A 10,618-nucleotide genomic window follows, 5' to 3' on the forward strand; every position below is an offset into this window, starting at 1 on the left:
GGTCTTAATCCTGCCCATGCGCTTTCCCACTCTGCTTCTTTTAAAGCTGGCAATATTGTATAAGCACGCTCTAATATAGAAGTAATGCTTTCCGGTTGTACAGTTTTATTAAACGTATGCGACTTCATCGTTGCTCCAATTACGTAACGTCCGCCGCGCTTTGGAGCAATATAAAATCTTTCTTGGAAAATAGGTGCCTTTAAAAGTGGTTTTCTACTTCTTACCGCTACTACTTCTCCTTTAACTGGATATGTACCCCATTCGCGGTGAAAATGACCTAGTAACTTCGTGCTCCATGAGCCACCGGCAATCACCACTTTTTCGCATGTGATTATACCTTCGCTCGTAACAATACCAGTCACTTTATTATTTTCAATACGAATATCAAACACTTCTGTCTGTTCATATATATCCGCACCGGAAATTGATGCAGAATGCGCGAATGCTTTCGTAAGCTCTGGTGCAATAACGTGACCATCTTTCGGATAATATACCGCTCCTATAATGGATTCGGATAGAAATGGCTCTTTTTCCCGTAAATGGTCTCCCGTTAGAAAATATGAATCTTCACCTGTTTCCTGTTGCCAATCCATAATGTGAAGAATTCTTTCCTTCTCATCTTCGTTTTGTGCAATACGATATATCCCTTTCTCCTCATATCCAATATCAATACCCGTCTTTTCACGTAAAACTGTTGCAAGTTGTGGAAATATAGCTCGGCTTTCTCTAGCAAGTTCAAATAGCGGGTCATACGCATCCCATTCTGCTTGAACACCAAGCAGGCCAGCAGCTGCTTTAGAAGCTTCCGATGCAATTTTTTGCTTCTCTATAATTGCTACTTTATGTCCTCTTTCTGCTAGAAAATGTGCAACTGAGCTACCAATTACACCACCGCCAATAATCGCTACATCATACTTCTCACACATGTTTTTCCGCCCACTTTCTTATTGATTCCTTATAAGATTTCGCTTTGCTATATGGGTTACTACTACTTACAATTCCGGACATAACTGCTATACCGCTTACACCGTTAGTAAGAACATCTACTGTGTTTTCTGGGGTAATTCCTCCAATCGCTGTAATCGGTATAGATAAACAGCTTGCAATGTCTGAAATTTCTTCAAGTCCTCTCGCTGGCACACCTTTTTTACAATCTGTCGGAAATACATGACCATAAACGAGTGAATCCGCTCCATTTTTAAATGCTACTATCGCTTCCTCTAACGAGTGTACTGAATAACCAACATGCAAATAAGAAAACTTTTCTTTCACTAACCTTGCATCTGCGCTTCGGTATCCTAGTTGAACACGCGGAATGTTTAATAAAATGGCGATATCAATTCGATCATTTATAACAAGCTTAGATGCTGGAAAGCCTTTTTTCAAAAGACTTTCCACCCCTTCATATAATTCCTTCGTACTTTTCTCACGCTCACGAATATGCAAATAATCAATCTCACTCTCAATTTGCATCGCTACATTCACTAACTCTTCGAATGGCATATGGCCATTTGAGATTACATGGAGCTCATTTTTCATATTCATTCGCCTACTTTAAAATGTTTTCGAATAATTCATCGGCAGGAACAATTTCTTTCGTCATTCCTTTGTCTTTCAACCATTTGTTTTGTTTCTCCCATGACTCTTTTGAATCTGATAGAAATGGCTCATCTTTCGTTTCCATCTTCTCTAATAAAATTTTCATGCTTTCTTTTTCAACTTCTGGTACAAGCGGGAAGTTTTCTTTTTCTTGATGATCTAATAAAATATTTAATGCTTCATCAGGGCTTTTCTTCATAAAGTCATACCCTTTTTTTGCCCCACGTAAAAAGGCTTGCAATGCTTCTTTATCTTTTTTCAACGTTTTATCACCTGTTACGAAAACAAGTTCATGATAATTCGGCACACCATATTCTGCTGGATTAAAGTACGCTGGTTCATGGCCTTCATGACGCATAACAGGTACTTCATGGTTAATGTATGCTCCTGTTACAGCATCCACTTTTTTCGTAATTAACGCTGGTACTAAATCAAAGCCAACATCAACTACTTTCACCGTATCAGGATTACCACCAGCTTCTTTTATCATCGTTTTTAAATATGCTTCACTTAAAGGAGTTCCAGAATATCCTACTGTTTTTCCTTCTAAATCTTTCGGTGATTGAATACCTGCTGATTTCAGCGATACGACATGATTTAACGGTGAACGTACGACAGCTCCAATTGATTTCACTGGAATTTGTTCATTTGCTCTGGCCATAACAACATCTGGCTGATAATACAAACCAACTGTCACTTTCCCTGCTGCAGCTAAAGTTAATGGATCAGTTGGATTAGAAGGGAATTTTATATTTACCTTTATTCCTTCTTCTTTAAAGTAGCCTTTTTCAATCGCTGCATAAATAAAGCTATGTACCGCATTTGGGTACCAATCGAGCATAACCGTTATTTCTTTCTCTTTTTTACTTTTATCTGATGCTGAATTACTCGAACATCCTGCAATCATTGCAACTAATAATGTAAACACAAAGATGCGTTTTAAAAATTTCATGAATGCTTCCTCCAACTAATGAATTTCTTTTCTAATATGGAAATAAGTATGACGAAGAAAATAGCTAATAATGATAACAATACAATGGGTGCAAATACACCAGCTCCATCTAACTGTGTCATCATTCTCTTACTGAAATAACCAAGCCCAGCTTGTGCACCGAGCCATTCACCTATTGCTGCCCCAATTACACTAAGCGGAACTGCAATTTTTAAAGCTGAAAAAAAATAAGGAAGAGCAGACGGTAACTTTAACTTAAGAAAAACATCTTTCTTCGTTGCTCCATATGTAACTAAGAGCTCCTCCCATTCTTTTTTCGTACTACGCAGTCCGTCATACGTATTGACCGCAATAGGGAAAAACGTAATTAAAACTGTAACAACAACCTTACTCCAGATGGTATATCCAAACCATAAAACGAAAAGCGGAGCAAGCGCTGTAATAGGAATCGTTTGTGAGGCAACTAATAATGGATAAAATGCCCTTTCCATCCATGTACTCGCATTCATTAACATCGCTAGCCCTACACCTAATACGATAGAAATAACAACACCTATTAAAACGACGTATAACGTTGCCGGTAAATGAACCGTAAATAATATGTCTTTTAGTTTCCATATCTTCATTACAATTGCTGACGGTGACGGTAAAATGTACATTTCATCTACAATTCTTGCTCCTATTTCCCACATAACGAGTAAAATGCTAGAAAGTGTAATGGCAGGAACTAATTCTTTCAATCGGTTCATCATACGAGTACCTGCCTTTGTAACATACTAAGAAGCTCATCTTTCAGCGCTAACACATCCGGTTTATATAAATCTTTTCGTGTTCTGTTATGATCAAGCGGCACAATCCGTTCAGTCAAAGTAGTTATCGGCTGCTGTTCCACCACTAAAATTCGATTCGAAAGAAACAACGCTTCTTCCACATCATGAGTGATAAATAAAATTGTTTTTTCCCACTCTTTCCATTGTTCAAACAACCATTCTTGCAAAGATGCCTTCGTTAAAGCGTCCAATGCGCTAAACGGTTCATCTAGCAATAATATCTCTCCGCCTGTTAATAATGTTCGGATAAAAGATACGCGCTGCCTCATACCGCCAGATAAATCTTTCGGGTATTTTCCCTCGTATCCTTGTAAACCAAATTTATGTAGCAGTTCCTTTGCCTTTACTTGTGCTTCTTTCTTCTGTACACCCTGACATTCTAGTGGCAAAGCAGCATTCTCAATAATTTTTCTCCACGGCAGGAGCATATCTTTTTGAGGCATATACCCTACAGGATGACTTTTTGTTTCTGTCAGCTCTATCCGTCCAGTACTGACTTCTTCTAAGCCTGTAATAAGACGAAATAGAGTACTTTTCCCGCAGCCACTTGGCCCAATAATGCTTACAAACTCTTTCTCTTGTATAGAAGCATTTAATTCATCGATGATTGGCTTCTCATCATAATGAAAAGAAACATTATGAAACTGTAGTATGTTCTTGCTCCTCAAATCCCCACATCTCCTTACGATAGGACATATCCCAGAATAAATATTCAAATCGACTGGAATATAAGAAAATCTCCTCTAATCTTTCTAGCTCTCGCTCTGACTTTCCAATTGCCATTTCATCTAATAAATCTATTAACCAAATACAAAGGTTACCGTATTCTTCAGAACTATATCCTTGAATCCACTCACCAAAGAACTCATGATCTCTCGCTCCAGGAATATCATTTAAACGCTTTCCAATTTCCCAATAACTCCACATACATGGAAGAAGTGCTGCTATTAATTCCGCAAGTGTGCCATTTTGAGATACAGACATCATGTAATTTGTATAAGCTAAATTTTTAGCAGATGGTTTTGCTGATTCTATCTCCTCTATAGAAATTCCAAGCCTTTTTGCATACTGTTTATGGATCGTCATTTCTCCATTTAATATTCCATCAATTTGTTCAGCAAATTTTCCCATTACTTGTGGATTCGTTGCCTTTACAACACCGATGGCATATAGCTTTGCATAATCTAACAAATATAAATAATCTTGAATAATGTAATACTGAAACTTATCTTTTTCTAACGTGCCATCCCCCATCCCTACTACAAATGGATGATTATGACTCATCTCCCAAACTGGTTGTACAGTTTCTAACAATCTATTACAAAATTTCATTTCTATTTCCCCCTTCAATATATGTATCTAAATAAAAAACCACTTCTATAATCAGAAGTGGTTACAACAAATAAAATTATAGCTTATTCGTTGTTCCACTTCCCTTCGCTAGTATTACCTAGATCAGGTGTTGTAAGGGTTAAGGATTATTCCTCTCTCAGCACGAAAAGCACCCCTAGTGGTTTCAATATAAAATTTTCAAATAAAAAAGCCCCGTTTCTATACGCAAAGAAACGGGGACTCATCATTAGTGTCCGAATTGCTTCCCTACGCTAGCATAATCTAGATCAGGTAATGAAAAGGATCAAAGACTTAAGGTCTTACTCTCAGCTGGCAACACCAGCTCTCCTAGCAAACTATAAAATTATCACTGTCAGTATAACACCCTAATAAGACATCATCAACTATTTTAATTTTCTCAATTGTCAACAAAATTACAGAGTTATATAATACTTATTATTCTATTTCGTAAAATAAAATCCCAATTAATTCTATAAAAAGGAATCATTATCCTGAAAAAATTTATTTTTATATTGATTTCATATTACATTTATGTGAATACACCCACTATATTATATCTTTATACTATAATAAAATTACAACTAACTATACAACTAGAGGAGGTCTCTATTATATGAATATGAAAGCTACAGCTCTAACAGCAACTACTGTCGCAATCGCCTCATTACTTCCTTCTATGGGCGAAACAAATGTACAAAAAGCAAACGCTGAACAATTATCTAATGTCAAAACTGGATATGTCAAAGTCGATCAAGTAGCCTTACATAAAGAAGATAATACAAATAGCATATCCCTTGATACAATTCGCTTTAATACGAAAGTTAACATACTTAAAACAACGAAGGATTGGTATAAAGTATCTGTTAATAATAAAGTAGGCTATGTACAAAAAGATGCTATTCTGCAAAAAAACAAACTTCAATCTACTAATCAATACATCGTCAATGCTAATGCATTGAACGTTCGCTCTGAACCTAATTTAGAATCTTCCATTTTAGATGTATTACCAAATGGTAAGTTCGTGACTATTCAAGGAGAACAAGGCGAATGGTATAAAATTTCACATAACGGTCAAACAGGTTATGTACAAAAAGCATTCGTATCTAATGGTTCGCAGCCCTTAGTAAAAGGAATCACAGTTCAAAATGATACGAAATATACTGTTGCAACACCTAAATTAAATGTACGTAGCAATGCTAGCACAAATGGCACTCTACTTGGTTCTTTACAAAACGGTACACAGGTACAAGTAGTAGAAACAGTAGGAACTTGGTATAAAATTCGTTTTGGCACAGGATACGGGTATGTGGCCAAACACTATGTGGTACAAAATCAACAGCAATCACAAGCTCAAACAGCTCAATCTTCAGCTATTCCAGCAGTTTTCAAATTCCCTACTCAAGGAAAAATCAGCTCAACCTTTGATATACGCTGGGAACAAATGCATTATGGAATAGATATTGCAGCACAAGGTAACGTCTCCATTCAAGCTGCCGCTGCAGGTAAAGTTATTAAATCATATTATTCAGCTAGTTATGGCAATGTAGTGTTCATCGCCCATCAAATAAACGGGAAATTATATACAACAGTTTATGCTCATATGAAAGATCGCACTGTACAAGCTGGTGATCAAATACAAACTGGACAATTACTAGGTCATATGGGTAACACAGGTCATTCATACGGACAACACCTCCATTTTGAATTACATAATGGAGAATGGAATTTTGAAAAAACAAATGCAGTAAATCCACTGCCGTATTTAGTTAGGTAAATTGTATGCCACGCAATATACCTCTCTTCATTGAATACTTAGCCTTTTTAGGTTTAATCTGTTGTTTAATAATTTACAATACAAACACTGTATTTTTATCTATTATCATTGCTTTTGTTGCTCTAGAAATTATGATGGAGTCATTTCAAGTGCGACTAAAGCAAAAAGTTGCCCATGTTTATAATGCTATTTTTCTATTAAGTGCCCTTATAACAAATGTTATTAGTAATGGCTTTTATTTATCTACTATAATTCCCGTATTCTTTATGGCTGTTTTATTATTCATAGCTAGATACATTAATGTCCCTAATAATAAAAAACATGAACAAGAAGCTTAGAAAGAGGAGACACTGTGTACCAATCTTTCAAAGATAACACAATGAAATATATATTAAATTTATACGAAAAACTAAATACTTTTTTTGGTATACAAGGAAGTTATACTGCACAACTTCTCCTATATGGAATGTTATTTCTCATCTTAATCACTTTCTCCTTGTTTTACTAACAAAAAAGGATCTCACATAACATTGAGATCCTTTTTAATTTATATTAATTTTTCATATGTAAAATACTGTTTAGCCACAAGCATATTTTTCATAAATAAAACTAAGATTATATTTTTTCTCTAAACCCATTCTTTGTTCATCGTCACACCAATAGAAAAGAATATCATGAATCGTCGCATAACGCTTATTTTTAAGAAATAGTTTAAAGAATGACGGTAAACAATCATGTAATTGTATAAATATATAATTGCGTAGTATTTCCTCTTTATATTCAATGCCCTTACAAATATACAGTAATTCTTCACAATAATATGCATGCTGTGGAACTTGAATCATTTCGAAAAATGGCACGTATGATAATAACTTTCCGATAAAATGGTTATATCGATCCATTATCCCTATTGTCATATGTTCCATCATTTCTTTCATCACATATAAATAATCATCTACATGAGTTGTCTTTAGTGGGTCTAATCGATCTGAAATTTGAGAAAGTACAGCTCTTTGACAAGCTAAAACTACTTGACTAGGTCCATAATATGATAGAAAATCTGTACACTTACGATACTTTCGTAATAAGTCATGTGTATATAAATCATACACAAAAGTATTACAATACATCGCTAGACTCATCATATCACTATTCAGCTGCTCTTTTGACTGTGCTTTAGCCCTCTTACACATATAGAAGAATGTAAACTCTAATATTTCTTTTTGAGATAATAGATGTTTACAATTTGTTATACATTTCTCATTAAATTTAACTCTATCCCAAATTTCTACATCCCCATCTGTTAATTCCCCGACACGATATTTAATAACTAAATAGTTTAAAGCAACTGCTTGTGTCAAAAGATCCCATGTTTCATATTCCAATGAAGTTTGGACAAATTCAGCTAGCCCTTGTGTTACCATAAAAGTATTTGCCTCTTCATACCAACCAATCTCTTGACATAAACGAAGAATACGTACTAAGGTTGGAATTTCATCTTTATGAAACTGTGGTAAATTCTTTACTCTATTCATTCCATAAACGATAACTGCTGCTAAATTTTCTTCTTTATAAAATTCTTTTTCTTTCCATGCTAATATAGTTCGCTCTTTTCCTTCACCTTTTGGGTGGCAAGGTACAAGTAAAGATAATAATTCAGCAAAATTATTTGGTTCTATATATGTATCTGTAACCAAATTCCAATTTGGATCGCCCTGTACAGCCCTCATATAATTCCCCTTCCCTTTTTATCCCGCTATTTGCCGGGCAGTAAGACGCCCACCTCAAAATCCAGTGAATACGAGGAAGTTAGGTGGGAAATAAAACTGCCGGTAAAAGCCCGATTGGTTCAACGAATAATCATTGGAGGATGGACAAAACCCCCAATAATTAAAGTTTCACTTTATCTACGTAGGAAATATTAATTCATTATTACAACACTAAAAATAAATATTGTTATATTCAAAACCTATCATAATACTTATATCTATCAGTATATCACTTTTTCTCTTATTTAAAATTAGGAATGAAAAATTTAAATAAACTGTCGAAAACCTGAACTATGTACTTATTATATAATGTCTCAGATACATCACGCTAATATATTAGTTTAATCCACATATACTAGAATAATGTATCTGATTTTTATCCATCATTTATCCCACTATTTGCGGACAATAACACTTTCACTAATTAAAAGTTTAACTTTATTCCGTACGTTCCGAGATTTCACTTAAAGCGAACCCAGCTTGATCATCTGCCGCTTCTCTTATAGCTAAATCACCTAATGCTAGCATCCCGACAAGTTGACCGTCCTCAACTACTGGCAATCGTCTAATTTGATACTGTGCCATTAATTCTGTAGCTTTTTCAATAGAATCATCTGGAGAAACCGAAACAATGTTTGTCGTCATTACATTTGTAATTTTATTAGACCCAGGATGTTTTTCAGCAATCCCTCGAACAACTAAATCTCGATCAGTAACAAGCCCAACGACTTGTTCATTTTCAAGAACAGGAATCAATCCAACTGATTCTTCCTTCATTTTTACAGCAGCCTCATATACATTATCTAACGGTGTACAATGTACAATATGAGTACTCATAAAGTCTCTAACTTGCGTCATTTTTTATCTCCTCCTTTTAATACATACCATAGTTTTTCCTAAATCCCTTTATTTATTTGAGGAAAATAAGATGATAAAAAAGAGGATTATACACAATAAAAAAGAGCCAGCATATTGCTGACTCTTTCTTTATGACCCGTACGGGATTCGAACCCGTGTTACCGCCGTGAAAGGGCGGTGTCTTAACCACTTGACCAACGGGCCATGGCTCCGCAGGTAGGACTCGAACCTACGACCGATCGGTTAACAGCCGATAGCTCTACCACTGAGCTACTGCGGAATAAATATATGGTGGGCCTAAATGGACTCGAACCATCGACCTCACGCTTATCAGGCGTGCGCTCTAACCAGCTGAGCTATAGGCCCATATACTTTACAGGGGCAGTAGGAATCGAACCCACACTGGAGGTTTTGGAGACCTCAGTTCTACCTTTAAACTATGCCCCTAAATGATGCCGGCTAGAGGACTTGAACCCCCAACCTACTGATTACAAGTCAGTTGCTCTACCAATTGAGCTAAGCCGGCATAAAAAAAATGGTGGCTCGGGACGGAATCGAACCGCCGACACGAGGATTTTCAGTCCTCTGCTCTACCGACTGAGCTACCGAGCCAACATAAATGGCGGTCCCGACCGGGGTCGAACCGGCGATCTCCTGCGTGACAGGCAGGCATGTTAACCACTACACCACGGGACCATTTGGTTGCGGGGACAGGATTTGAACCTGCGACCTTCGGGTTATGAGCCCGACGAGCTACCGTGCTGCTCCACCCCGCGATAATATAATGTTTTAAAAAATGGAGGAGGTAGAGGGATTCGAACCCCCGCGCGACTCTCGCCGCCTGTCGGTTTTCAAGACCGATCCCTTCAGCCGAACTTGGGTATACCTCCATGAAGGAAAAAATATTTTATTATTATATGTAGCTAAACCATTTCAAAAAAAAATGGAGGAGGTAGAGGGATTCGAACCCCCGCGCGATTCTCACCGCCTGTCGGTTTTCAAGACCGATCCCTTCAGCCGAACTTGGGTATACCTCCGAGACATATAATAAATAAAGTGGAGCCTAGCGGGATCGAACCGCTGACCTCCTGCGTGCAAGGCAGGCGCTCTCCCAGCTGAGCTAAGGCCCCATGTTTTTGGGAAAATCGGGAAGACAGGATTTGAACCTGCGACCCCCTGGTCCCAAACCAGGTGCTCTACCAAGCTGAGCCACTTCCCGAATAAAAGCGCGCCCGAGAGGAGTCGAACCCCTAACCTCTTGATCCGTAGTCAAACGCTCTATCCAATTGAGCTACGGGCGCATATGGTGCCGAGGGCGGGGGTCGAACCCGCACGGTGGTCACCCACCGCAGGATTTTAAGTCCTGTGCGTCTGCCTGTTCCGCCACCCCGGCATGTCATATTGAAAATTGGAGCGGAAGACGGGATTCGAACCCGCGACCCCAACCTTGGCAAGGTTGTATTCTACCACTGAACTACTTCCG

General features: G+C 37.4%; 10 protein-coding genes, 14 tRNA genes and 2 riboswitches. Of the genes, 2 read left to right on the forward strand and 22 right to left on the reverse strand.

Translation table 11 applies throughout. From position 1 onward, the window contains the following. The 6 genes from thiO to tenA form a co-directional block, all read right to left on the reverse strand. Window positions 1-926, reverse strand: a 926-nt coding sequence (gene thiO, locus JDS92_RS27970; protein WP_199632906.1) for a glycine oxidase ThiO, incomplete at its 3' end; no start/stop codon positions are given. After that, window positions 919-1,539 (reverse strand): thiazole tautomerase TenI, encoded by a 621-nt coding sequence (tenI, locus tag JDS92_RS27975; RefSeq protein WP_087971083.1) that lies wholly within the window; start codon window positions 1,537-1,539, stop codon window positions 919-921. The genes thiO and tenI, both read right to left, overlap by 8 nt. Window positions 1,540-1,549: 10 nt before the next feature. Next, window positions 1,550-2,551, reverse strand: coding sequence for an ABC transporter substrate-binding protein (locus JDS92_RS27980; RefSeq protein WP_000670425.1), 1,002 nt, complete (start codon window positions 2,549-2,551; stop codon window positions 1,550-1,552). Next, window positions 2,548-3,300: an ABC transporter permease gene (locus JDS92_RS27985; RefSeq protein WP_002059286.1), complete on the reverse strand. Its 753-nt coding sequence runs from the start codon at window positions 3,298-3,300 to the stop codon at window positions 2,548-2,550. The genes JDS92_RS27980 and JDS92_RS27985 overlap by 4 nt, the downstream gene beginning before the upstream one ends. Beyond that, a complete protein-coding gene (locus JDS92_RS27990) occupies window positions 3,300-4,049 on the reverse strand; it encodes an ABC transporter ATP-binding protein (RefSeq protein WP_087971082.1) in 750 nt (249 codons plus the stop codon). Before JDS92_RS27990 ends, JDS92_RS27985 begins: the two co-directional genes overlap by 1 nt. Further along, window positions 4,018-4,713, reverse strand: a complete 696-nt coding sequence (gene tenA / locus JDS92_RS27995) for a thiaminase II (RefSeq protein WP_000666918.1) — start codon at window positions 4,711-4,713, stop codon at window positions 4,018-4,020. The genes JDS92_RS27990 and tenA overlap by 32 nt, the downstream gene beginning before the upstream one ends. A gap of 83 nt (window positions 4,714-4,796) precedes the next feature. Beyond that, a riboswitch (TPP riboswitch) is annotated at window positions 4,797-4,900 on the reverse strand. Window positions 4,901-4,960: 60 nt separating this feature from the next. Continuing rightward, window positions 4,961-5,073: riboswitch (TPP riboswitch) on the reverse strand. Window positions 5,074-5,347: 274 nt separating this feature from the next. On the opposite strand from tenA, the gene JDS92_RS28000 reads away from it, so the two are divergent. Continuing rightward, complete coding sequence (locus JDS92_RS28000) at window positions 5,348-6,508, forward strand: SH3 domain-containing protein (protein WP_098977171.1); 1,161 nt, start codon at window positions 5,348-5,350, stop codon at window positions 6,506-6,508. Window positions 6,509-6,513: 5 nt separating this feature from the next. Continuing rightward, window positions 6,514-6,846, forward strand: a complete 333-nt coding sequence (locus JDS92_RS28005; protein ID WP_001137815.1) for a hypothetical protein — start codon at window positions 6,514-6,516, stop codon at window positions 6,844-6,846. A 240-nt stretch (window positions 6,847-7,086) separates the two neighbouring features. On the opposite strand, the gene JDS92_RS28010 is transcribed toward JDS92_RS28005, so the two are convergent. The 16 genes from JDS92_RS28010 to JDS92_RS28085 all read right to left on the reverse strand — a co-directional run bounded on the left by JDS92_RS28010 (window position 7,087) and on the right by JDS92_RS28085 (window position 10,528). Next, entirely contained in the window at window positions 7,087-8,238 is a 1,152-nt protein-coding gene (locus JDS92_RS28010) for a DUF3965 domain-containing protein (protein WP_001203043.1), read from the reverse strand. Between the two features lie 477 nt (window positions 8,239-8,715). Then, window positions 8,716-9,135, reverse strand: coding sequence for a CBS domain-containing protein (locus JDS92_RS28015; RefSeq protein WP_000195538.1), 420 nt, complete (start codon window positions 9,133-9,135; stop codon window positions 8,716-8,718). A 132-nt stretch (window positions 9,136-9,267) separates the two neighbouring features. Next, a tRNA-Glu gene (locus JDS92_RS28020) sits at window positions 9,268-9,339 on the reverse strand. A gap of 1 nt (window position 9,340) precedes the next feature. Then, window positions 9,341-9,415 (reverse strand) — tRNA-Asn (locus JDS92_RS28025). 9 nt (window positions 9,416-9,424) lie between these two features. Further along, window positions 9,425-9,501 (reverse strand) — tRNA-Ile (locus JDS92_RS28030). Window positions 9,502-9,511: 10 nt separating this feature from the next. Next, a tRNA-Trp gene (locus JDS92_RS28035) sits at window positions 9,512-9,582 on the reverse strand. 6 nt (window positions 9,583-9,588) lie between these two features. After that, window positions 9,589-9,661, reverse strand: a tRNA-Thr gene (locus JDS92_RS28040). A gap of 10 nt (window positions 9,662-9,671) precedes the next feature. After that, window positions 9,672-9,747, reverse strand: a tRNA-Phe gene (locus JDS92_RS28045). A gap of 8 nt (window positions 9,748-9,755) precedes the next feature. After that, a tRNA-Asp gene (locus tag JDS92_RS28050) sits at window positions 9,756-9,831 on the reverse strand. Between the two features lie 3 nt (window positions 9,832-9,834). Further along, a tRNA-Met gene (locus JDS92_RS28055) sits at window positions 9,835-9,911 on the reverse strand. Between the two features lie 21 nt (window positions 9,912-9,932). Continuing rightward, window positions 9,933-10,025, reverse strand: a tRNA-Ser gene (locus tag JDS92_RS28060). Between the two features lie 54 nt (window positions 10,026-10,079). Next, window positions 10,080-10,172 (reverse strand) — tRNA-Ser (locus tag JDS92_RS28065). A 20-nt stretch (window positions 10,173-10,192) separates the two neighbouring features. Then, a tRNA-Ala gene (locus JDS92_RS28070) sits at window positions 10,193-10,265 on the reverse strand. A 15-nt stretch (window positions 10,266-10,280) separates the two neighbouring features. After that, window positions 10,281-10,354 (reverse strand) — tRNA-Pro (locus JDS92_RS28075). Window positions 10,355-10,362: 8 nt separating this feature from the next. Further along, a tRNA-Arg gene (locus JDS92_RS28080) sits at window positions 10,363-10,436 on the reverse strand. Window positions 10,437-10,439: 3 nt separating this feature from the next. Further along, window positions 10,440-10,528 (reverse strand) — tRNA-Leu (locus JDS92_RS28085). Window positions 10,529-10,618: the final 90 nt, after the last annotated feature.

The organism is Bacillus cereus group sp. N12, assembly GCF_016483575.1.
GTDB classification, from domain to species: domain Bacteria; phylum Bacillota; class Bacilli; order Bacillales; family Bacillaceae_G; genus Bacillus_A; species Bacillus_A toyonensis.

What these genes read in the sequence shown, in the direction of transcription:
- tenI (WP_087971083.1), bottom strand. Translation starts at nt 1,539, where the DNA reads ATGAAAAATGAGCTCCATGTAATCTCAAATGGCCATATGCCATTCGAA.
- JDS92_RS28000 (WP_098977171.1), top strand. Translation starts at nt 5,348, where the DNA reads ATGAATATGAAAGCTACAGCTCTAACAGCAACTACTGTCGCAATCGCC.
- JDS92_RS27980 (WP_000670425.1), bottom strand. Translation starts at nt 2,551, where the DNA reads ATGAAATTTTTAAAACGCATCTTTGTGTTTACATTATTAGTTGCAATG.
- JDS92_RS28005 (WP_001137815.1), top strand. Translation starts at nt 6,514, where the DNA reads ATGCCACGCAATATACCTCTCTTCATTGAATACTTAGCCTTTTTAGGT.
- JDS92_RS28015 (WP_000195538.1), bottom strand. Translation starts at nt 9,135, where the DNA reads ATGACGCAAGTTAGAGACTTTATGAGTACTCATATTGTACATTGTACA.
- tenA (WP_000666918.1), bottom strand. Translation starts at nt 4,713, where the DNA reads ATGAAATTTTGTAATAGATTGTTAGAAACTGTACAACCAGTTTGGGAG.
- JDS92_RS27985 (WP_002059286.1), bottom strand. Translation starts at nt 3,300, where the DNA reads ATGAACCGATTGAAAGAATTAGTTCCTGCCATTACACTTTCTAGCATT.
- JDS92_RS28010 (WP_001203043.1), bottom strand. Translation starts at nt 8,238, where the DNA reads ATGAGGGCTGTACAGGGCGATCCAAATTGGAATTTGGTTACAGATACA.